This window comes from Streptomyces sp. NPDC053427 (genome assembly GCF_044544985.1).
GTDB lineage: Bacteria > Actinomycetota > Actinomycetes > Streptomycetales > Streptomycetaceae > Streptomyces.
This window is the reverse complement of sequence record NZ_JBITYA010000006.1, coordinates 475,672-496,840: the sequence shown is the minus strand read 5'-3', so window position 1 is coordinate 496,840 and position 21,169 is coordinate 475,672. Positions and strand designations below refer to the sequence as shown.

19 protein-coding genes are annotated in these 21,169 nt (G+C 72.3%); 12 read left to right on the top strand and 7 right to left on the bottom strand.

The window, feature by feature from the left end:
- Window positions 1-50: 50 nt before the first annotated feature.
- The 4 genes from ACIGWZ_RS19750 (at window position 51) to ACIGWZ_RS19735 (ending at window position 5,407) form a co-directional block, all read left to right on the top strand.
- A complete protein-coding gene (locus ACIGWZ_RS19750; protein WP_400066286.1) occupies window positions 51-1,211 on the top strand; it encodes a glycine betaine/L-proline ABC transporter ATP-binding protein in 1,161 nt (386 codons plus the stop codon).
- Window positions 1,204-3,813 carry an ABC transporter permease/substrate binding protein gene (locus tag ACIGWZ_RS19745; RefSeq protein ID WP_400066285.1) on the top strand — a complete coding sequence of 870 codons (2,610 nt, stop codon included), beginning with the start codon at window positions 1,204-1,206 and terminating at the stop codon, window positions 3,811-3,813. Before ACIGWZ_RS19750 ends, ACIGWZ_RS19745 begins: the two co-directional genes overlap by 8 nt.
- Before the next feature lie 240 nt (window positions 3,814-4,053).
- Window positions 4,054-4,599 carry a hypothetical protein gene (locus tag ACIGWZ_RS19740; RefSeq protein WP_400066283.1) on the top strand — a complete coding sequence of 182 codons (546 nt, stop codon included), beginning with the start codon at window positions 4,054-4,056 and terminating at the stop codon, window positions 4,597-4,599.
- Between the two features lie 61 nt (window positions 4,600-4,660).
- On the top strand, window positions 4,661-5,407 hold the full coding sequence (locus ACIGWZ_RS19735) for a helical backbone metal receptor (RefSeq protein ID WP_400066281.1): 747 nt from the start codon (window positions 4,661-4,663) through the stop codon (window positions 5,405-5,407).
- Window positions 5,408-5,424: 17 nt separating this feature from the next.
- On the opposite strand, the gene ACIGWZ_RS19730 is transcribed toward ACIGWZ_RS19735, so the two are convergent.
- Entirely contained in the window at window positions 5,425-6,570 is a 1,146-nt protein-coding gene (locus tag ACIGWZ_RS19730; protein ID WP_400066279.1) for a TDT family transporter, read from the bottom strand.
- A gap of 70 nt (window positions 6,571-6,640) precedes the next feature.
- Here ACIGWZ_RS19730 and ACIGWZ_RS19725 point away from each other — a divergent pair, with 70 nt between their 5' ends.
- Window positions 6,641-7,573, top strand: a complete 933-nt coding sequence (locus ACIGWZ_RS19725) for a LysR family transcriptional regulator (protein WP_400066277.1) — start codon at window positions 6,641-6,643, stop codon at window positions 7,571-7,573.
- Here ACIGWZ_RS19725 and ACIGWZ_RS19720 read toward each other — a convergent pair.
- Window positions 7,519-8,874: a uracil-xanthine permease family protein gene (locus tag ACIGWZ_RS19720; RefSeq protein WP_400066275.1), complete on the bottom strand. Its 1,356-nt coding sequence runs from the start codon at window positions 8,872-8,874 to the stop codon at window positions 7,519-7,521. The two genes, ACIGWZ_RS19725 and ACIGWZ_RS19720, sit on opposite strands and share 55 nt — an antisense overlap.
- Before the next feature lie 3 nt (window positions 8,875-8,877).
- Window positions 8,878-10,002, bottom strand: a complete 1,125-nt coding sequence (locus ACIGWZ_RS19715) for an aryl-sulfate sulfotransferase (protein ID WP_400066273.1) — start codon at window positions 10,000-10,002, stop codon at window positions 8,878-8,880.
- A gap of 137 nt (window positions 10,003-10,139) precedes the next feature.
- Between ACIGWZ_RS19715 and ACIGWZ_RS19710 the strand changes: the two genes are divergently transcribed.
- From ACIGWZ_RS19710 to ACIGWZ_RS19700, 3 genes are all read left to right on the top strand, one after another.
- Entirely contained in the window at window positions 10,140-10,694 is a 555-nt protein-coding gene (locus ACIGWZ_RS19710; protein WP_400066270.1) for a helix-turn-helix domain-containing protein, read from the top strand.
- Between the two features lie 80 nt (window positions 10,695-10,774).
- A complete protein-coding gene (locus ACIGWZ_RS19705; RefSeq protein ID WP_400066269.1) occupies window positions 10,775-11,056 on the top strand; it encodes a DUF1876 domain-containing protein in 282 nt (93 codons plus the stop codon).
- Between the two features lie 168 nt (window positions 11,057-11,224).
- Window positions 11,225-11,638 (top strand): hypothetical protein, encoded by a 414-nt coding sequence (locus ACIGWZ_RS19700; RefSeq protein ID WP_400066267.1) that lies wholly within the window; start codon window positions 11,225-11,227, stop codon window positions 11,636-11,638.
- A gap of 9 nt (window positions 11,639-11,647) precedes the next feature.
- Here the strand turns inward: ACIGWZ_RS19700 and ACIGWZ_RS19695 are convergent, their stop codons facing one another.
- From ACIGWZ_RS19695 to ACIGWZ_RS19685, 3 genes are all read right to left on the bottom strand, one after another.
- Entirely contained in the window at window positions 11,648-12,343 is a 696-nt protein-coding gene (locus ACIGWZ_RS19695) for a gamma-glutamyl-gamma-aminobutyrate hydrolase family protein (RefSeq protein ID WP_400066265.1), read from the bottom strand.
- Window positions 12,344-12,382: 39 nt separating this feature from the next.
- Complete coding sequence (eat, locus tag ACIGWZ_RS19690) at window positions 12,383-13,852, bottom strand: ethanolamine permease (protein WP_400066263.1); 1,470 nt, start codon at window positions 13,850-13,852, stop codon at window positions 12,383-12,385.
- 128 nt (window positions 13,853-13,980) lie between these two features.
- Window positions 13,981-14,724, bottom strand: a complete 744-nt coding sequence (locus ACIGWZ_RS19685; RefSeq protein WP_400066261.1) for a FadR/GntR family transcriptional regulator — start codon at window positions 14,722-14,724, stop codon at window positions 13,981-13,983.
- 73 nt (window positions 14,725-14,797) lie between these two features.
- On the opposite strand from ACIGWZ_RS19685, the gene ACIGWZ_RS19680 reads away from it, so the two are divergent.
- From ACIGWZ_RS19680 to ACIGWZ_RS19665, 4 genes are all read left to right on the top strand, one after another.
- Window positions 14,798-16,165 carry a glutamine synthetase family protein gene (locus tag ACIGWZ_RS19680; RefSeq protein ID WP_400066259.1) on the top strand — a complete coding sequence of 456 codons (1,368 nt, stop codon included), beginning with the start codon at window positions 14,798-14,800 and terminating at the stop codon, window positions 16,163-16,165.
- Between the two features lie 11 nt (window positions 16,166-16,176).
- Window positions 16,177-17,580, top strand: a complete 1,404-nt coding sequence (locus ACIGWZ_RS19675; RefSeq protein WP_400066257.1) for an aldehyde dehydrogenase family protein — start codon at window positions 16,177-16,179, stop codon at window positions 17,578-17,580.
- Window positions 17,577-18,377: a 3-oxoacyl-ACP reductase gene (locus ACIGWZ_RS19670; RefSeq protein WP_400066255.1), complete on the top strand. Its 801-nt coding sequence runs from the start codon at window positions 17,577-17,579 to the stop codon at window positions 18,375-18,377. The genes ACIGWZ_RS19675 and ACIGWZ_RS19670 overlap by 4 nt, the downstream gene beginning before the upstream one ends.
- Window positions 18,378-18,489: 112 nt before the next feature.
- Window positions 18,490-19,761, top strand: coding sequence for a haloacid dehalogenase-like hydrolase (locus ACIGWZ_RS19665; RefSeq protein WP_400066253.1), 1,272 nt, complete (start codon window positions 18,490-18,492; stop codon window positions 19,759-19,761).
- A 33-nt stretch (window positions 19,762-19,794) separates the two neighbouring features.
- On the opposite strand, the gene ACIGWZ_RS19660 is transcribed toward ACIGWZ_RS19665, so the two are convergent.
- Window positions 19,795-21,015, bottom strand: coding sequence for an amino acid deaminase/aldolase (locus tag ACIGWZ_RS19660; protein ID WP_400066251.1), 1,221 nt, complete (start codon window positions 21,013-21,015; stop codon window positions 19,795-19,797).
- Between the last annotated feature and the right edge of the window lie 154 nt (window positions 21,016-21,169).

The window sequence follows — 21,169 nt, the reverse complement described above, 5'->3', positions numbered from 1 at the left end:
CCTGCCGGCGGGGGTGGCAGGTCGTTTCTCGTGCGACAAGAGAGGTCAATGTGGCCAGGCTGCAAGCCGAGCACTTGTACAAGGTGTTCGGCAAACGACCCGAGGACGCGGTCCGCAAGCTCGAAGACGGCGTCGGCCGCGACGACCTGCGGGCCGAAGGCACCACTGCCGCCGTGATCGATGCGTCGATAGAGGTGGCCGAGGGCCAGATATTCGTCGTCATGGGTCTGTCCGGGTCCGGCAAGTCCACGCTGCTGCGCATGCTCAACGGGCTGCTGGAGCCGACCGCCGGTACCGTCCGGATCGACGGCCAGGACCTGACCTCACTCAGCGACAAGGAGCTGCGCAAGGTCCGCTCCGAGAAGATCTCCATGGTCTTCCAGCACTTCGCGCTCTTCCCGCACCGCAGCGTGCTGGAGAACGCCGCCTACGGGCTCGAGGTGCAGGGCCTCCCGCGCGCCGAGCGCGAGCGGCGGGCGACCGAGGCGCTCGAACTCACCGGGCTCAAGGGCTGGGAGAAGTCCTGGCCGGACGAGCTCTCCGGCGGTATGCAGCAGCGCGTGGGCCTGGCCCGTGCGCTGGCCACCAACGCCGATCTGCTGCTGATGGACGAGTCCTTCAGCGCGCTCGACCCGCTGATCCGCCGCGATATGCAGGACCAGCTGCTGGAGCTGCAGAAGACGCTGAAGAAGACCATCGTCTTCATCACCCACGACCTCAACGAGGCCATGCGGCTGGGTGACAGGATCGCGGTGATGCGCGACGGGCGGATCGTGCAGACCGGCACCGCCGAGGACATCCTCGTGCGCCCGGCCAACGACTACGTCGCCTCCTTCACCCAGGACGTCGACCGCAGCCGGGTGCTGACCGCCGGCGCGATCATGGACGAGATCGGCACCGTGCTCGGCATGACGACCGCCGACGGCAAGAAGCTCGCCACCGCCGCGGAGTTCCAGGCCGCGGCGCCCGCCACCGTCGGCGAGGACACCCCCGTCGCCGAGCTGTTCACCCCCTGCTCGTCCAGCACCGTCCCGGTCGCCGTCACCTGCGCGCAGGGCAAGCTGATCGGCGCCGTACCGGCCGCGCGGCTGCTCGGCGTCCTCGGCGAGGCCGCCCCGCAGGACGCGGCCCCCGACGTTCCCGCCCCGTCCGCGGGCGGCACCACGTCCCTGGACAAGAAGACCGAGGGCAAGGTGATCGCCGGTGCCTAGGATCCCGGTAGGCAGCTGGGTCAGCGACGGCGTCGACTGGCTGCGCGACAACCTCAGCTGGCTCTTCGACTTCGTCACCCACATCCTCAACGGCCTGTACGGCGCGATCCACACGGTCCTCGCCGCGCCCGCGCCGCTCATCCTCGTCGGCATCCTCGCCGTCATCGCCTGGTGGCTGCGCGGCCTGCCGGCCGCCCTGTTCACCTTCCTCGGCTTCGCGCTGATCATCTCCATCGAGCAGTGGAACGAGACCGTCTCGTCGCTGTCGCTGGTGCTGGTGGCCTGCCTCATCACGATCGCGGTCGCCATCCCGCTGGGCATCCTGGCGGCCCGCAGCCGGGCCGTCGGCGGCGCGCTGCGCCCGGTCCTGGACCTGATGCAGACGATGCCCGCGATGGTCTACCTGATCCCCGGCATCCTCTTCTTCGGCCTCGGCGTCGTCCCCGGCATCGTGTCGACCATCGTCTTCTCCATGCCGCCCGCGGTCCGCATGACCGAGCTGGGCATCCGGCAGGTCGACGAGGAACTGGTCGAGGCGGCCGAGGCGTTCGGTACGCATCCGCGGCGCACCCTCTTCCGCGTCCAGCTGCCGCTGGCGCTGCCCACGATCATGGCCGGTGTCAACCAGGTCATCATGCTGGCGCTGTCCATGGTCGTCATCGCCGGCATGGTCGGCGGCGGCGGTCTGGGCGGATCCGTCTACAACGGCATCAGCTCCGTCGATGTGGCGCTAGGCTCCGAGGCCGGCCTCGCGGTCGTCATCCTCGCCATGTACCTGGACCGGATGACCGGCGCGCTCAACCAGCGGGTCTCCCCGCTCGGCCGGCGCGCGCTGGCCAAGGCGCAGGCCGCGCTCGGCGGCTGGAAGTTCCTCCAGTGGAAGCCCGCCACCTCCCTCGCGATGGCCGGTGTGATCGTGCTGGCGCTGCTCGCCGGCGGGCTGAGCTTCCTCGGCAAGGACAGCGGCGGCGCGGGCGCGACCTCCGACGGCAAGGGCCGCCCGGTCAGCCTCGGCTACGTCAACTGGGACGAGGGCAAGGCCACCACGTACCTGTGGAAGGAGATCCTCGAGCAGCGCGGCTACAAGCCCAAGGTCCAGGCCCTGGAGGCCGGTCCGCTCTTCGCCGGGCAGGCCCGCGGCGACATCGACGTCCAGACCAATGCCTGGCTGCCGACCACGCACGCCGAGTACTGGAAGAAGTACCAGGACAAGCTCGAGGACCTGGGCACCTGGTACGACAAGACGTCCCTGGAGATCGCGGTCCCGTCCTACATGAAGGGCGTCAAGACCCTCGACGATCTCAAGGGCAAGGGCGGCGAGTTCGGCGGCAAGATCACCGGCATCGAGCCGGGCGCCGGCGAGATGAAGCTGCTCAAGGACAAGGTTCTCAAGGACTACGGTCTGGGCGGCGAGTACAAGGTGCAGGAGTCCAGCACCTCCGCGATGCTCGTCGAGCTGGACCGCGCCCTGCACGCCAAGAAGCCGATCGCGGTCACGCTGTGGTCCCCGCACTGGGCCTACAACAAGTACAAGCTCACCAAGCTGAAGGACCCCAAGGGCTCGTTCGGCTCCGGTGACGGCCTGCACCTGCTGGGCCGCAAGGGCTTCGCCAAGGACGAGCCGCAGGTCGCCAAGTGGATGAAGAACTTCCACCTGGACGAGAAGCAGCTCACCAGCCTGGAGGACGACGTCAAGACCGCCGGCGTGGGCCATGAGCAGGAGGGCGTGCGCACCTGGCTCAAGAAGAACCCGGGCCTGGTCGACAAGCTCGCCCCGTCCGCCCACGCCGCCTACGCCAAGGGCAAGGACGCGGGCAAGGCGCCGAACATCGGCTACCCCGCGTGGGACGAGGGCATCGCCACCACGTACCTGTGGAAGAGCGTCCTCGAAAAGCGCGGCTACAAGCCGAACATCCGCAACCTCGACGTCGGCCCGATGTGGACCGGCCTGTCGACGGGGCAGATCGACGTCGAGACCGACGGCTGGCTGCCGGTCGCGCAGAAGCAGTACTGGGACAGGTACAAGAAGGACGTCGTCGATGCCGGCGCCTGGTACGACAAGACGTCGCTGGAGATCGCGGTGCCGTCCTACGTCAAGGGCGTCAAGACCATGGACGATCTGCGTGAGCACAAGGACGAGTTCAAGGGCAAGATCATCGGCATCGAGCCGGGCACCGGCGAGATGAAGCGCCTGCACGATGTCGTCCAGCCCGCCTACGGGCTGAAGGACTTCCAGGTCACCGAGGCCGGCACCGGCGCCATGCTCGTCGAGCTGGAGCGGGCCTACGCCAAGAAGGAGCCCATCGCGGTCGTCCTGTGGTCCCCGCACTGGGCCTACAGCAAGTACCACCTCACCAAGCTCGCGGACCCCAAGGGCACCTGGGGCGCCAACAACCAGATCAAGTCGGTCGGCAACAAGAGCTTCCCCGAGAAGTTCCCCGAGTTCGCCGGCTGGCTGAAGAACTGGAAGATGACGCCCGACCAGCTCGGCAGCCTGGAGAAGGACATCCAGGACGCCGGAAAGGGGCACGAGAACAAGGGCGTGGAGAAGTGGATCGACGACCACCCGGGCATCGTCGACAAGATGGCGCCGGTGAAGTAGCCGCGTCCCCTTGAGCGCGGGCCCCGCCCCCGGCAGCAGCCGGGCGGCGGGGCCTGTCGTTTCCCCCGCCGTATGCGCGGTCACCGGCCCGCCGGGGGAGGGGCGGGGGCGCCCCGATGGAGTACCGGCTCCACCTACCGGCCGCGCCCGCGTCGCGACGCCGTGCGCGCGATGATTCGCTCCCCTTGTGCCGGTCTTCCCGCGCGGCCGCCGAAGCCGCGGCCGGCGCAGGAGGCGACCGTGAACCCTGTACGTACCGCCGCCGTCGCCCTGGCCGGCGCCGCCGTCCTGGGACTTGCCGCGCCCTCCTCCGCTCTCGGCTCCTCCCCCGAGCTCTCGGCTCCCCCCGCACTCTCGGCTCGGCTCGAGCGGGGGGACCCCCAGGAGCAGGGGGGAACCCCACGAGCGGGGGGACCCGCACCGGCGGCGCTGGTCGAACCGGACCCGATGGCGGCCGGGCAGCGCGTGAACGTCAGCGACGGCCGGCGGTGCGCGGCGGACCGGGGCGCCACGGCCGCCTCGCCGCTCTTCGGATCGGTGGTCCTCGAACCGGCCACGCGCGGGATGGCGGCCGATACGACGGTGGCCCGCAGCGCCACGCCCGGCCGCTACCAGGTCACCATCGACTGCGGGACCGGCAGCGCGAAGTACACCGGGACCGTGACCGTACGCGACGGGCGGTCCGAGGGGGTGAACGCCAGCCAGGCGGCCGGCGGGCTGGCCCTGCTGGCGCTGGCGGGCGGCGCCGCCTATCTGCTCCGGCGCAACGCCAACGCCCGTTCCTGAGCGGCGGGTCCGCGTCCGGCGCAGGCCGCGGGCGGCGGGCCGGGCCGCGTACCGTGGGGAGATGACTCCCAGCCCTCCCGGCGCCTCCGTCCGCCGCGTGGTGTCCCTGGTGCCCTCCCTCACCGAGGCGGTGGCCGCCGGCGCGCCCGAGCTGCTGGTCGGCGCCACCGACTGGTGCAGCCACCCCGCCGGGCTCGACGTCCTCCGCATCGGCGGCACCAAGAACCCCGACACCGCGGGGATCGCCGCCCTCGCGCCCGACCTCGTGATCGCCAACGAGGAGGAGAACCGCCCGCAGGACCTGGACGCGCTGCGGGCCGCCGGGCTGAATGTCCTGGTCACCGAGATCCGCACGCTCGACCAGGCGCTGAGCGAGCTGGAACGGGTGCTGGTGCGCGGCTGCCGGCTGCCCCGGCCCGACTGGCTGGACGCCGCCGAGGCCGCCTGGCGGGACCTGCCCGGCGAGGCGGCGCAGCGGAGCGCGGTGGTGCCGATCTGGCGGCGGCCGTGGAGGGTGCTGGGGCGGGACACCTTCGCCGGTGATCTGCTCGCCCGGCTCGGGGTGCGCAACCTCTACGCCGGGCACGCCGAGCGCTACCCCCGCATCCCCCTCGACGAGCTCAACGCCACCGCCGCCGATCTCGTCGTGCTGCCCGACGAGCCGTACCGCTTCACCGCCGAGGACGGGCCCGAGGCGTTTCCCCACCTGCCCGCCGCGCTGGTCAGCGGGCGCCATCTGACCTGGTACGGGCCGTCGTTGGCGGAGGCCGCCGGGGTGCTGGCGGCGGCGGTGGCCGGGGCGCGGTGACTGCCGCGGCGCCGTGACTACCGGACCGCGGGCTGCGGCCTCGGCGGCGCCAGGAGCTGTCCGCGCGCCAGACCGAGCCCGGTGCGCGCGGCGGCCACCGCCACCGCCGTCACCAGGACGGCGAACAGCGCCACCGCCAGCCAGGTGTACGCGGCGAGCCCGGTGTTCCGGGCGAGTCCCGCCGCCCCGGTGACACAGGTGCCGACCGGGAAGGTGAAGCCCCACCAGGTCATGGCGAAACCCATGCCCCGGCGGAACGCCCGCACCACCATCGCCGTGGCGATCGCCAGCCACAGCAGCGCGAAGCCCATCACGGGCACGCCGTACAGGACGGCGAAGGCGGCCATCGCGTGCGCGCAGGGTGCGGCGACGGCCCCGGGGGCGGCGTCGGCGAGGTTGTGCACGGCGGTGGTGGACTGGCCCAGCGGGCCGAGGACGAGGAACAGCGTCGGGGTCAGCGCGAGCGGCAGCGGGCCGTGGTGGAACAGCCGGTTCAGGACGAGCGGCAGCATCACCAGCGTCGCGAGCAGCGACATCCCGAACATCGCGTAACAGGCCAGCAGCATGCCCGCCCGCTCCTGCCCGGCCGGCAGATGCGCCACCAGGGCCGGTCCGGTGGCCGCCGACACCATGGGCGCGACCAGCGGCAGGAGCCACACCGGGGAGGCGCTGCCCGGCTCGATGCGGTGCCGGGTGACCATCAGATACGGGATCGCGGCGGCGGCCGTCAGCCCGATGAGGGTGCCCGCGGTCCACAGCACGGCGTCGGTGGCGACCGCGGCCCCGGCGCCCAGGACGTTCCGGCCGACCGCGAGGGTGCCGGCGCCGACCGCGAGCAGCGCCATCGACAGGCACCCGTAGAACGGCGCGACCGCCGGGTCCAGCAGGTGCTGCCGGGCCTGGTCGGGGTGCCGGACCCAGTGCACCGTCCGGGCGCCCAGCAGCGTCAGCAGCATCAGCGCCGACAGCGCCCAGATCACCGTGTACGCGCCGCGCAGCCCAGGTGTGCCGAGCGGCAGGGCCGTGCCGGCGTTGGCGACGATCGCGGTGCCCATGACGGCGGCGTACCAGTTCGGGCCGAGATGGCGGAGGGAGGAAGCGGTGCCGCGGGTGCCATGGACGGCGCCCGCGGTCCGCGAAGGTGCTTGCGCGGTGAGGGTCATGGTTCGAGCGTCGCCGTGCCGGGCCGCCGCCACCAGGGCCATTGCGTCTATGAGGGCATAAGCTGGGTTTATGTGCAGCGCAGAGGGTCAACCCGCCGCCGTACCGCTCGCGCACCGGGTCCCGGACCTCGGCGCGCTGGAGCTGCTGCTCGCCGTCGCCCGGCTCGGCAGCCTGGGGCGGGCCGCCCGCGCGACGGGCATCACCCAGCCCGCCGCCAGCAGCCGGATCCGCTCGATGGAACGGCAGCTCGGCGTGGCGCTGGTGGAACGCTCGCCGCGCGGCTCCCGGCTCACCGACGCCGGGGTGCTGGTCACGGACTGGGCGCGGCGGGTGGTGGAGGCGGCCGAGGCGTTCGACGCGGGTGCGCAGGCGCTGCGCGGCCGCCGCGACTCCCGGCTGCGGGTCGCCGCCAGCATGACCATCGCCGAGTATCTGCTGCCCGGCTGGCTGATCGCGCTGCGCTCCCAGCGCCCCGGGACCGCCGTGTCGCTGCTCGCGGGCAACTCCAGCGCGGTCGCCGAACGGCTGCTGGCGGGCGAGGCCGACCTCGGCTTCGTCGAGGGCCTTCAGGTGCCGGCGGGGCTGGACGGCGCGGTCATCGGCCACGACCGGCTGATCGTGGTCGCCGCCCCCTCCCACCGCTGGTGCAGGCGCCGTACGGAGGTGACCGCCGCCGAACTGGCCGCCACCCCGCTGATCCTGCGCGAACGCGGCTCGGGCACCCGCCAGGTGCTGGACGCGGCGCTCGCCCGGCACGGCGGCCTGGCGGAACCGCTGCTCGAACTCGCCTCGACCACCGCGGTGAAGGCCGCCGTCGTCAGCGAGGCCGCGCCCTCCGTCGTCAGCGAACTCGCCGTCGGGGAGGAGCTGACCGCCCGCCGGCTGGTGGAGATCCCCGTGCAGGGCCTGCGCCTCGGGCGCGATCTGCGGGCCGTATGGCCGACCGGTCAGCGACCCGCGGGTCCGGCGCGGCAGCTGCTGGGGCTGACGCAGGGGGGCTGAGGCTCGACGGGGGAGCGGGGCGGCCGGACCCGCCCGAAGAGCGCCGACAGCACGACCGCCGTCAGGGCGGCGGCCGGTACCCCGCTGCCGAACAGGGGGCGGGCCCAGCCGGGCAGCGGGGCGTACAACTGCGGGGCCAGGACGGGGAGCAGGCCCGCCAGCAGGGTGAGCGCGACGACGGTGGACGCAGCGCGGTCGGCGAGGTCGGTGCGGCGGAGCATGTCGATGCCCATGGCCGCGATCACCGCGTAGATCACCAGGGCCGCGCCGCCGACCACCGCGGTGGGCAGCGCGGCGAGCAGCCGGGCGACCGGCGCGAGCAGACCGCTCAGGACCAGCAGCGCGCCGGCCGCGGCGGTCACGAAGCGGCTGCGGATGCCGGTGAGCCGGACGATGCCGATGTTCTCCGCGCTGGTCACCATCACCGGGCCGCCGAGCAGCCCGGCGCCCAGCGAGGTGACCGCATCCGCGCGGGCGGTGCGCGGCACATCGCGCGCCGGGTCGGGAGTACGGCCCACCGCCTCGCTGTTGAGGACGGTCTGCCCGGTCGCCTCGGCGAGCGAGGCGAGGGCGAGGACCATCAGGGGGAGGGCCGCCAGGAGATCGAAGCGCGGGGCGCCGTACGGGAGCAGCTGCGGCAGTGCCAGCACCGCGTCGCCCGGGACGGTACGGAACGCGTCGCCGCCGGTGAGCGCGGCGGCGGCGGTGCCGGCCACCATGCCGATCAGCACCGACAGCTGCCGCCAGGCACCGCGCAGCATCAGGAAGCACAGGGCGGTGGCGGCGATGGTGACCAGTGCCGGCCGGCGGCCCGCGACCGCCATGGGCGCCGCGACATGGACCATGTTGATGCCGATGACCAGCACCGTCGTGCCCATCACCAGCGGCGGGAAGAACCGCAGCAGCCGCCCGTACAGCGGCAGTACGGCCAGCAGCAGGGCGGCCGCGAGCAGCACGGAGCCGGAGGCGGTGGCGGCTCCGTGGGCATGGGCGGTCTCCAGGAAGACGGCCACCGCCGCGCCGCCCGGCAGCATCATGAACGGCAGCCGGGCCCCGGTCCCCAGCACCCCGAAGGACTGCAGCAGCGCCCCGGCCCCGCACAGCACCAGGGTGGCGCTGAGCAGGGACGCGGTGCGGGCGGGCGGCAGATGCAGCCCGGCCGCGATCAGGAAGACCGTGGAGACGGGGGCCGCGATCATCGCGAGGACGTGCTGCGCGGCGAGCGGCAGCAGGCGCAGCAGCGGAAGCCGTTCGTCCACCGGGGGCGCGGCGGGCGCCGGGGGCCCTGGCGAGGCGGTCATCGCTCACACCCGCCGGGTCAGCCAGGGCAGTTGCCCGGCGTCGTAGCGGTAGGCGCGGAAGACCGCGTTGTTCAGCGACGGGAAGAGTGCGCCGACCTCCGGCTCGCGGTAGCTGCCGAACTGCGGGACGACGTACTCCCAGCACAGCACGCCCTCCGCCGTCACCTCGAAGAGCCGCCCGGCGGGGGAGTCGGTGATCAGGGTGTTGCCGTTGGGCAGCCGCTGGGCGCTGCCCATGAACGGCGCGAAGAACGCCTCGCGGGCCGGGTCGTGGTACTCCCACACCACCTTGCCGGCCGGCCGCTCCACCTCGATGACACGGGAGAAGGGCACGTCGTGGCCGGGCCGGAAGACGCCGTTGTCGAAGATCAGGATGTTGCCGTCGGGCAGCTCGGTGGGGTGGTGCTGCTGGGAGACCAGGCCGGGCTCCGTACGCCAGAGGATCTCGCCGGTGGACCGGCTGATGACGATCACCGCGGAGACGCTGCGCAGGCCGGCCAGGATGTTGCCGTCGGCGAGCGGGAGGACGGAGTTGATCAGCGGCCAGTGTTCGCGGGAGTAGCCGGGGTGCAGGGCGTACGCGTCGCGGTCGAGGTGGTCGGCGACCCGCCAGGACCACAGCAGCCGGCCGTCCGCGTCGACCTCGCGGAGGGTGTCGGCGTACACCGTGCCGCCGTCCGCCTCCGATCCGGCCACGCCGCCGCGGACCGCCGCCGCCCGCTCGCCGGTCAGCGGCTCCAGCGCGGTGTAGAGGATCCGCCCGTCGCCGTAGTGGTGCGCGTCGTGGTGCTGGAGCGGGTCGGTGAACTCCCGCAGCACCGTCCCCTCCGGGTCGATCTCCTGCATCAGCCCGCCCCGGTACTTGTGCCACATGGGGAACAGCGCGGCCTGGTCCGGGAGGGTGGCGTTGTAGGCGAGGTTGCCGTTCGGCAGGATGCGGGCGTGCCGGCCGGGACGGTGCGGCAGCCGCCAGCGGTGGGCGACGGTGCCGTGGAGGTCGATGAGCAGCACCTCGCCGCCGCCGGTCAGCGGAGCGTAGAGGGTGTAGCCGGCGTACGCGGCCTGTTCGTCCAGGGCGATCAGGCCGGTGCCCCGGCGGCGGCGTGTGTTTTGATCGACTGCGGTCATGAGGAATCCCCTGGTCAAACGTGCTGTCGTAGATCGTGGAGATTGATTCCGTCAAACTTTGTTTGATGGGATCAAACAGCGTAGACGTTAGGGGCGCGTTGTTGCAGATCTGTGAACGCACCGATAAGGAGCGAACGATGAGCGAGGCGGCGGACACTCCCCGGGTCGGGGCCGGAGTACGCAGACGCCGCCGCGCCCTGGAGCTGACGCTGGCCGAACTCGCCCGCCGCACGGGACTGTCCGCCCCCTTCCTCAGCCAGGTCGAGAACGACCGCGCCCGCCCCAGCATGCGCTCGCTGCAGAAGATCGCCGACGCGCTGGAGACCACCGCGGTCCGCCTCCTGGCCGCCGCCGACGGCCCCCGTACGGTCGACGTCGTCCGCGCCGGCTCCCCGGCCGTCCCCGAGGACGGCGACCGCGGCCGGGTGCGCCCCCTGGTACGCGGCCGGCAGCAGCTGCACGCCCTGGAGTTCACCGGCCGGCACGACTGGCAGCGCGAATTCCGGCATCCGCACGACGAGTTGATGTACGTCATCGAGGGCTGCGTGGAGGCCGAGGCGGAGGGCAGCCGCCACCGGCTGGGGCCGGGCGACACCTTCTACTGCTCCGGCGGCGTCACCCACCGCTGGCGCTCCCTCGTACCGGAGAGCCGGGTCCTGCTGGTCGGCGTGGCGGACGACTTCCGGGGCTAGGGCGAGGCCCGTACCGGCACATTGTGCGCGGATGCACGAGCAGGCGCACCCTGGTAACAGCGGTTCCGGAGGTGATCGTCATGGTGAAGATGCAGACCGCTGTCGGATGGCATGTCGAGCTGGAATTCGAGGAGGACCACCACCGCACGCGTGCGGCGGCCCTGGTGCGGCTGGCGGACGGGAGCGAGGTACGTGCGCACGGCTACGCCAGCCGTCATCCGGCCGATTCGGACCAGCCGAGGGTCGGCGAGGAGGTCGCGGGAGCCAGAGCGCTCAACGAACTGGCGATGAAGCTGCTGACCAAGGCGCACGACGAGATCGACGCGGCGTCCGGCCGGGCGTCGTATCCGCTGACGCACTGAGGTGCCGAGGCGCCGACGGGCGGGGGCGCGGCCGGTCGCCGGTCGGCCGCGCCCCTGCCCGACGCCCTTGCGGGGGCGGGGAGTTGAGCGGTGGCGGCGGCGCTCACGGGCCCGCCGGGAGCGTTGATCACTCTGCGCATATTTCGCTAGCATGCGCGAATCGTCGGCGTGTCCAAGGCGCTCGACATCATGCGCAAGGGGGAACCACCACATATGAGGCTCAAGTTCATCGCGCCCGCCGTCGCCTCGGCGGCCCTGCTCGGCACCGCCCTGACCAGCGGTGTCGCCACGGCAAGCACGCCCGGGACGGCGCACACCGCCGCCGTGGCCACCGCGGCAGCGCCGGCCTCCTGCGTCCGCGCGGAGGCGCAGGAGAGCGTGAAGATCCGCACGGAGAAGAAGGTGGGCGCCACCGCGCTCGGGCTCTTCCCCAAGGGCAAGACCGCCTGCATAGTCGGCGGTCTTGCCTCGGAGGGGGGCTCGTACAACCTGTGCGGGCACAAGGACAACACCTGGCTGAAGATCTCTTACGCGGGCAACCGCGGCTGGATCCCCTACTTCTGCGGGTCGAGGGAACTCTGAGATAGCCGCTCAGGCCGGGGACGCCCCGCGCGCCGCCGCCACCAGCGCGTCCATGACGCGCGGGTCGTCCCCGGCCTCCGGATGCCACTGCACGGCCAGCGCGAAGCCGTGCGCGATCGGCAGCTCCAGGGCCTCCACGGTGCCGTCCTCCGCATACGCCGAGACCACCAGCCCGCGGCCGAGCCGGTCCACCGCCTGATGGTGGTAGGTCGGTACGGAGACCGGCTCGGGCAGCGTCCGCTCCAGCAGGGTGCCGGGAACGGGCTTGATGTCGTGGCGGCCGAAGACCCCGGGCGCGCCCGCATGGCCGTCGAGGTGCTGGATGAGCGTGCCGCCCAGCGCCACGTTCAGCAGCTGAAGCCCCCGGCAGATGCCCAGCAGCGGCGTACCGGCCGCCAACGCGGCCTCGATCAGGGCCAGTTCCCAGGCGTCCCGGTCCCGTGCGGGCGGGCCGGTCCTGGGGTGCGGCTCGGCGCCGTACCGCGCGGGCTGGACGTCCGCGCCGCCGGCGATCACCAGCCCGTCCAGCCGCGCGACGGTCGCCGCGGCGGTGGCCGGGTCGCCGGGCGGCAGCAGCGCCGGGAGCCCGCCCGAGCGCTGTACGTGCCGGGGGTATCCGGCGGGCACCAGCGCGGCGGGCAGCGTCCAGACCCCCCACCGGGCCTCTTCCTGGTAGGTGCTGATGCCGATGAGGGGCTGGGACATCGGGTCGTCCTCCGTAGGTGGTGTGGCAGGGGTGCGGTTTCAGTCGCGGGAGAGTTCGGCCTCGGCGGCCGCCAGCGCGGCGAACTCCTCCTCGGGGGCCGCGGCCACCAGGCGGTGCCGGGAGTAGAAGGCGAAGTAGGCCAGCGCCACGACGTACACGCCGAGCGCGATGAAGGCGGCGTCCTTGTCCACCAGGAACGTCGCGACCAGCGCCGAGAGGGCCAGGACGAAGGCGACGGACGAGGTGAGCATGCCGCCGGGGGTGCGGTACGGGCGGTGCAGGCCGGGCTCGCGGCGGCGCAGCACGATGTGGGAGAGGGCCATCAGGGCGTAGGAGATGGTGGCGCCGAAGACGGCGACGTTCAGCATCCGGGCGCCGTCGCCGGTGGCCGCGGCGAGCGCGAAGCCCAGCGCGCCGGGGACCAGCAGGCCCAGGTAGGGGGCCTTGCGGCGGCTGGTGAGGGACAGGAACCGGGGGAGGTAGCCGGCCCGGGAGAGGGCGAACAGCTGCCGGGAGCCGGCGAAGATGAGGGAGAAGAAGGACGCTACCAGGCCCGCGAGGCCCGCGTAGTTGACGATCCGGCCGACCGTGGTCGGCTTGCCGTGCGGCTGGAGCGCCTGGACCAGCGGATCGCCGACCGACTGGATGGCGGCCGAGCCGCGCGCCCCGGTGGCGGCGGCGAAGGTGATCAGCGCGAGCAGCAGCAGGATGCCCATCGCGGCGGCCATCGCCTTGGGCAGCGAGCGCGCCGGGTCCTTGGTCTCCTCGGCGGCCAGCGGGACGCCCTCGACGCCGAGGAAGAACCACATGCCGAACGGGAACGCCGCCCAGATGCCCAGAACGCCGAACGGGAGCCAGGAGCTGGCGCCGAAGGCACCGGCCTCGACGGGGATGTCGTTGAGCGCGTCCACATGGAAGTCGGTGAGCGCGGCGAGGGCGAAGACGACGAGCGCGGCGACCGCGATGGCGGTGACGATCAGGCTGAAGCGCAGTGCCTCGCCCACACCCCACAGATGGATGCCGATGAAGATCACGAAGCAGGCGAGATAGACCGGCCAGCTGGAGTGCAGGCCGAAGAGGCCGAGGGATTCGACGTAGTCGCCGATGAAGATGGAGATCGCGGCGGGGGCGAGGACGTATTCGATGAGGATCGCGGTGCCGGTCAGAAAGCCGCCCCAGGTGCCCAGGGCGCGCCGGGCGAAGCCGTAGCCGCCGCCCGCGGTCGGCAGGATCGAGGCCAGCTCGGCCAGCGCGAAGACCAGACAGGTGTACATCAGGCCCATCAGGACGGCGGCGATCGCCAGGCCGCCGAAGCCGCCCTGCGCCAGGCCGTTGTTCCAGCCGGAGAAGTCGCCGGAGACGACATAGGCGACGCCCAGGCCGGTCAGCAGCAGCGGGCCCGCGCTGCCGCGGCGCAGGGTCCGGCGTTCCAGATAGGCCTCGTCGGACGATGCGGCGCCCGGGGCCGTGGGGGGCGGTGCGCTCTGCGAAGTGGTGCTGTCGGCCATGAGCCGCTCCTGCCTTGCCGAGGGGGAATCGTGCAAAGGTTCAGCGGCATACCTTTGCTCTCCGTGCCGGGGCGGCGCAAGACCCCTGGGTAAAAGACTGGTTAACGCGGGGTCTCGGACCGCTGGTCTCAGGCCCCGGGCCGGGCCGGCGGGGCCGTGAGGAATCCGCGCAGCAGGGCGGCGGTCCCGCAGCAGTGCTCGCGCATCACCTCGCGCGCGCCGTCCGCGTCGCCCTCCAAGATGGCCTCCACCAGCGCGGCGTGCTGGGTCTGGGAGTGCTCCAGGTTGCGTACGAGCAGCGGGATGCAGTCCAGGAGGTCGTTCACGCCCGCCCGTACGGCCGCGTACTGGGCGGCCAGCGACGGCGAGCCGGACAGCTCGGCGAGGGTGAGGTGGAGCAGGGTGTCGCGGCGGCGGTAGTCCGCGAGCGGGGCGTCCTGGGTCGCCGCCAGCGCCTCGCGCAGCCGGTCGGCCTGCTCGTCGCTCAGCCCGTGGGCCGCACAGAGCCCGGCCGCGCCCACCTCCAGCACCTCCCGGAAGCGCAGGGTGTCCTCGACGTCGATCTTCTCGATCCGGCGCCGCAGCTCCGGCTCGCCCGGATGCGTCGTCCGCCGCCGGACGAACGTGCCGCCGTAGCGTCCGCGGCGGCTTTCCACCAGGCCCTCGTCCTGGAGCACCTTCAGCACCTCGCGCAGCGTGACCCTGCTGATCTGCAGCCGCTCCGCCAACTCCCGCTCCGCCGGCAGCCGTTCGCCCTGGGGTACCAGGCCGAGCCGGACGATCTGGAGTATCTGCTCCAGGGCCTCCTCGAAACCGTTGCCCGCCCGCACCGGCCGCAGCACGGGTGCCAGCCGATCAGCCGCACCGTCCATCGCAACCCCTTCCCAATCAATGGTTCGTGTGCCTACCTTATGACTTCCGGATGCAGTGACAGGAGGCAACACCGTGGCAGACCGCACGCCCCCACTCTCCGTCGAGGAGCTCAGAGTCCTCGTCGATGCCGGGGAGATCGACACTGTCGTCCTCGCCTTCACCGATATGCAAGGCAGGCTCCAGGGCAAGCGGTTCGCCGCCCGCTACTTCCTCGACACCGTCCTCGACCACGGCACGGAGGGCTGCAACTACCTCCTCGCCGTGGACGTCGACCTCAACACCGTCGACGGCTACAAGATGTCCTCCTGGGAGCGCGGCTACGGCGACTTCGCCATGCACGGCGACACCGCCACCCTGCGCCGCACCCCCTGGAACCCCGGCACCGCCCTGATCACCGCCGACCTCGCCTGGCACGACCGCTCCCCGGTCGCCGCCTCGCCCCGGCAGATCCTGCGCCGCCAGCTGGACCGGCTCGGCGAGCTGGGCTGGAGCGCGCACGTGGGCACCGAGCTGGAGTTCATGCTCTTCAAGGACACCTACGAGGACGCCTGGTCGCGCGGCTACCGCCAGATGAACCCCGCCAACCAGTACAACGCCGACTACTCCGTCCTGGGCACCGGCCGCGTGGAGCCGCTGCTGCGCCGTATCCGCAACGAGATGGGCGCGGCCGGCATGACCGTCGAGTCCGCCAAGGGCGAGTGCAACCTCGGCCAGCACGAGATCGTGTTCGTCTACGACGAGGCGCTCACCACCTGCGACCAGCACAGCATCTACAAGACCGGAGCCAAGGAGATCGCCGCGCAGGAGGGCATGGCGCTCACCTTCATGGCGAAGTACGACGAGCGCGAGGGCAACTCCTGCCACATCCACCTCTCGCTCCAGGACGAGCAGGGCCGGCCGGTGATGGCCGACGACGACGGCCCGTACGGCATGTCGAAGATCATGCGGCACTTCCTCGCCGGGCAGATCGCCGCGATGCGCGACTTCACGCTCTTCTACGCCCCCAACATCAACTCCTACAAGCGCTTCCGCCCCGGCTCCTTCGCGCCCACCGCCGTCGCCTGGGGCCCGGACAACCGCACCTGCGCCCTGCGGGTCGTCGGCCACGGCCGCTCGCACCGCCTGGAGAACCGCCTGCCCGGCGGCGATGTGAACCCCTACCTCGCGGTCGCCGCCATGGTCGCGGCCGGCCTGTACGGCATAGAGAACGAGCTGGAACTCCCCGAGGCGACCACCGGCAACGCCTACGCCGGCGACGCCGCGCACGTCCCCACCACCCTGCGCGAAGCCGCCGAGCGGTGGGAGAACAGCCCGATCGCCCGCGCCGCCTTCGGTGACGAGGTCGTCGACCACTACCGCCACATGGCCCGCGTCGAGCAGGACGCCTACGACGCCGCCGTCACGGACTGGGAGCGCTTCCGCTCCTTCGAGCGCATGTAAGGAACCCGACCGTGTCCAATGGTCTGCACGAACTGAACATCCTCAACCCGGCCACCGAGGAAGTGGTGGCCACCGTCCCCACCACCTCGCCCGCCGAGGTCGACGCCGCCGTCCGCCGGGCCGCCGCCGCCCAGGAGGCCTGGGCCGCCGTCGCCCCCGGCGACCGCGCCCGCCTCCTGCGCCGCTTCGCCGACGTCGTCGACGCCCACATCCCGCAGCTCGCCGAACTGGAGCTGACCGAGGCGGGCCACCCCCTGGGCAACGCCCAATGGGAGGCGGGCAACGTCCGCGATCTGCTGCACTACGCCGCCGGGGGAGTGGAGCGCCTGACCGGCACCCAGATCCCGGTCGCGGGCGGCCTGAACATCACCGTCCAGGAGCCGCTCGGCGTCGTCGCCGTCATCGCCCCCTGGAACTTCCCGATGCCGATCGCCGCCTGGGGCACCGCCCCCGCGCTCGCGGCCGGCAACGCCGTCCTCCTCAAGCCCGCCGAGACCACCCCGCTCACCGCGCTCAGGCTCGCCGAACTCGCCCTGGAGGCCGGGCTCCCCGAGCACCTCTTCCAGGTCCTGCCCGGCGAGGGCCCGGTCACCGGCACCGCGCTGGTCGACCACCCCGGCGTCGCCAAGGTCGTCTTCACCGGTTCCACCGCCACCGGCCGCCAGATCGCCGCCCGCTGCGCCGAGCAGACCAAACGGCTGACCCTGGAACTCGGCGGCAAGAGCCCCAACATCGTCTTCGCCGACGCCGACCTCGAGGCCGCCGCGGCCGCCGCCCCCGGCTCCTTCCTCGACAACACCGGCCAGGACTGCTGCGCCCGCAGCCGGATCCTCGTCCAGCGCTCGGTCTACGACCGCTTCATGGAGCTGCTGGAGCCCGCCGTCCAGGCCTTCACCGTCGGCGACCCGGCCGACCCGGCCACGCAGATGGGCCCGCTGATCTCCGCCGCCCAGCGCGAGCGGGTACGGTCCTACGTCCCCGAGGACGCCCCGGCCGCCATCCGCGGCGAGGCCCCCGCCGGGAAGGGCTTCTGGTACCCGGCCACCGTCCTGGAGGGACGCCCCGGCGACCGTACGGCGGTCGAGGAGATCTTCGGCCCGGTCGCCGTCGTCCTGCCCTTCGACGACGAGGCCGACGCGGTACGCCTGGCCAACGCCACCGACTACGGCCTCTCCGGCTCCTTGTGGACCCGCGACGTCGGCCGCGCCCTGCGCGTCTCGCGCGCCGTCGCCGCGGGCAACCTCTCCGTCAACTCCCACAGCAGCGTGCGCTACTGGACCCCCTTCGGCGGGTTCAAGCAGTCCGGACTCGGCCGCGAGCTGGGCCCGGATGCGCTCGCCGCCTTCACCGAGACCAAGAACATCTTCATCAGCACCGAACCCAGCACCCAGCACAGCACCGAGGAGAGCAAGTGACCGACCAGACCGCAGTGTGCCGCCGCCTCGTCGGCCGTACCGCCGTGATCACCGGAGCCGGCAGCGGCATCGGCCTGGCCACCGCCCGCCGCCTGGCCTCCGAAGGCGCCAACGTCGTCTGCGCCGACATCGACGAGACGGCCGGCAAGGCCGCCGCCGAAGAGGTCGGCGGCACCTTCGTCAAGGTGGACGTCACCGACTCCGACGAGGTCGAGGCGCTCTACAGGACCGCCTTCGACACCTACGGCTCGGTCGACATCGCCTTCAACAACGCCGGCATCTCGCCGCCCGACGACGACTCCATCCTCACCACCGGCCTCGACGCCTGGAAGCGCGTCCAGGAGGTCAACCTCACCTCGGTCTACCTCTGCTGCAAGCACGCCCTCCCGTACATGCAGCAGCAGTTCGAGCAGACCGGGCGCGGCGGCTCCATCATCAACACCGCCTCCTTCGTGGCCGTGATGGGCGCCGCCACCTCCCAGATCAGCTACACCGCCTCCAAGGGCGGCGTGCTGGCCATGTCCCGCGAGCTGGGCGTGCAGTTCGCCCGCGAGGGCATCCGGGTCAACGCCCTGTGCCCCGGGCCGGTCAACACCCCGCTGCTCAAGGAGCTGTTCGCCAAGGACCCCGAGCGCGCCGCGCGCCGCCTCGTGCACGTCCCGGTCGGCCGGTTCGCCGAGCCCGAGGAGATCGCCTCCGCCGTCGCCTTCCTCGCCAGCGACGACTCCTCCTTCGTCAACGCCGCCGAATTCCTGGTCGACGGCGGCATCGCGGGCGCGTACGTCACCCCTGTGTAAGCGCCAGTTGTTCACTTCCGGCAAAGCGTCATGGCAGCCGGGCGTCGCGCGACGCCCGGCTGCCATGCGTTAGCGTCCGCCTTCGATCCCTCGTTCGACAGGAGTGCGTTCCATGCTCAACAAGCATCGCTGGCTGGCGGTGGGTGCCGCCGCCGTCGTCGTCGTGGGAGGCGGCATCGCGGCCACGCAGCTGGCCACCACGGATGCGGCCCCGCGCCGGTGCCCCACCCTCCATGTCGCCAAGGGGTGGTACGGCGACAACCGCGCCAAACTGCAGAAGACGATCGACCAACGGGGCAGCTGCTCGGGATCCGAGGGCGCCAAGCCGGTCGCGACCTTCGACTGGGACAACACCGTCGTCAAGAACGACATCTCCGACGCCACGCTGGCCTGGATGCTCCGGCACGACAAGGTGCTGCAGCCCACCAGCTGGAAGGCCACCAACAAGTGGCTGACCGACGACGCCCACCGCGCGCTCACCAAGGCCTGCGGCACGTCCGTACGCCCCGGCAGCCCCCTGCCGACGTCGACCGACACCGACTGCACCGACGAGATCCTCGACGTCTACCAGGACGAGAAGACCTCCGACGGGAAGACCGCGTTCGCGGGGGAGTGGAACCACCGGCGCACGGTGCCCTCCTACGTCTGGATCACCCAGCTCTTCGGCGGGCGCACCCCGGAGCAGCTGACCGCGCTCGCCCGCCAGGCGCGCACCGAGAACCTCGCCGCGCCGGTCGGCAAGGAGCAGAAGGTCGGCACGCACACCATGGCCGGCTATGTGCGCTACTACGACCAGCAGCGCGACCTCATCCACACCCTTCAGAAGGCCAACTTCGACGTCTACATCGTCTCCGCCTCCTCCGAACCGGTCGTGCGGGCCTGGGCGCCCGGTGTGGGCATCGACCGCGACCACGTCATCGGCATCCGCAACATCGTCCGCGACGGCCGGCTCACCAACGGCGTCCAGGGCTGCGGCGACGTCGAGGACACGCACGGCGAGGTCCTGACGTACATGGACGGCAAGCGCTGCTGGATCAACCAGGAGATCTACCACGTCAAGGGCGCCAAGGCCTGGCAGCAGCAGGACCCGGCGCACCGTCCCGCCCTCGCCGCGGGCGACGCCGAGACCGACGTCACCTTCGTCGGCGACGCGACCGGGGCGCACCTGGCCCTCAACCGCAACAAGACCGAGCTGACCTGCCGCGCCTACGACAACAGCGACGGCCGCTGGCTCATCAACCCGATGTTCATCGAGCCGGAGAAGCGGCAGACCGCCGCGTACCCCTGCTCGACCGCCGGCTACGTCCGGCCGGACGGCAAGCTCGCCCCGCTCCACCGCCCCGACGGTTCGGTGATCCCGGACCAGAAGGACCGGGTGTTCTGAGCGACCGGGCGTACGGCCGGGGGCCGCACCGCGTCACAGAAAGGTGCGGCCCTCGCCCCGGTACGTCGGCACCGTCTCCACCACCCGGTCCCCGTCGACCAGCTGAAGCTGCGCGAACCGCTCGCACAGCTCACCGGCCTTGGCATGCCGGAACCACACCTTGTCGCCGATCGCCAGCGCGTCCGCGGCCGTCCCCAGCAGCGGCGTCTGCACCTCGCCGGGCCCCTCCTGCGGGTCGTAGCGCAGCCCGGCGGGCAGATACGGCTCCGGCAGCCGGTCCGCGCCCGCCACCCCCGACGCCGGATAGCCGCCGCCCAGCACCGTGACGACCCCCGGACCGGGCCGGCGCACCACCGGCTGCGCGAACAACGCCGCCGGACGGCCGCTGAACGAACGGAAGTTGTCGAACAGCCGCGGCACGTACAGCCCCGACCCGGCCGCGATCTCCGTGACCGCCGCCTCCGCCGCGGTGTGCTGCACGCTGCCGGTCCCGCCGCCGTTGACGAACTCCAGCCGCGGCGCCACCGCCCGCACCGCCCGTACGGCCTCCCAGCGCCGCTGCGCCAGCTCCTTGCGCGCCGCCGCCTGCATCACCCGGATCGCCCGCGAGAACACCGGCTTCCCGGCGACCTCGTCGCCCACCCCCGCCACATGCCCCTCGTACGCCATCAGCCCCACCAGCCGGAACCCGGGGCGGCGGGCCACCGCCCTCGCCAGCGCGCCCAGTTGGGCGGGCGCCCGCAGCGGTGACCGCCGCGCACCGACCCGCACCTTCCCGCCCAGCACCCGGTAGGCGGTGTCCAGCTCCAGGCACACCCGTATCTCCTCACCGGAGCCGCCGGCCGGCCGGGCGGCGTCGATCAGATCCAGCTGGACGGGGTCATCGACCATCACCGTCACGGCCGCCGCCAGCTCGGGATCGGCGGTCAGCTCGGCGAATCCCGCCCGGTCCGCCGAGGGATACGCCAGCAGCACGTCCGAGAACCCCGAACGCGCCAGCCACAGCGACTCGTCCAGCGTGAAACTCATGATCCCCGAGAAGCCGTCCCGCGCCAGCACCCGCTCCAGGAGCGCCCGGCAGCGCACCGATTTGCTCGCCACCCGGATCGGCTTGCCCTGCGAGCGGCGCACCAGATCGGCGGCGTTGGCGTCGAAGGCCCGCAGATCGACGACGGCCAGCGGGGCGTCGAGGTGGGCGGTGGCGCGGTCGTACCGGTCTTTGTCGCCATACGCGTCGGCGGTGTACTGGGGCATGGCCGCAGCCTGCCAGACGCGACTACCACTGGGTAGGGGAGAGTTCGCGACAGAGTGGACACAGGTTGCCGCGGTGGCGGCAGCAGCCCGTACAGTGTCGGGACGCGGCAACCGGCAGGTCAGCGGCGTGATGTCCGGATACGAGCAAGCCTGC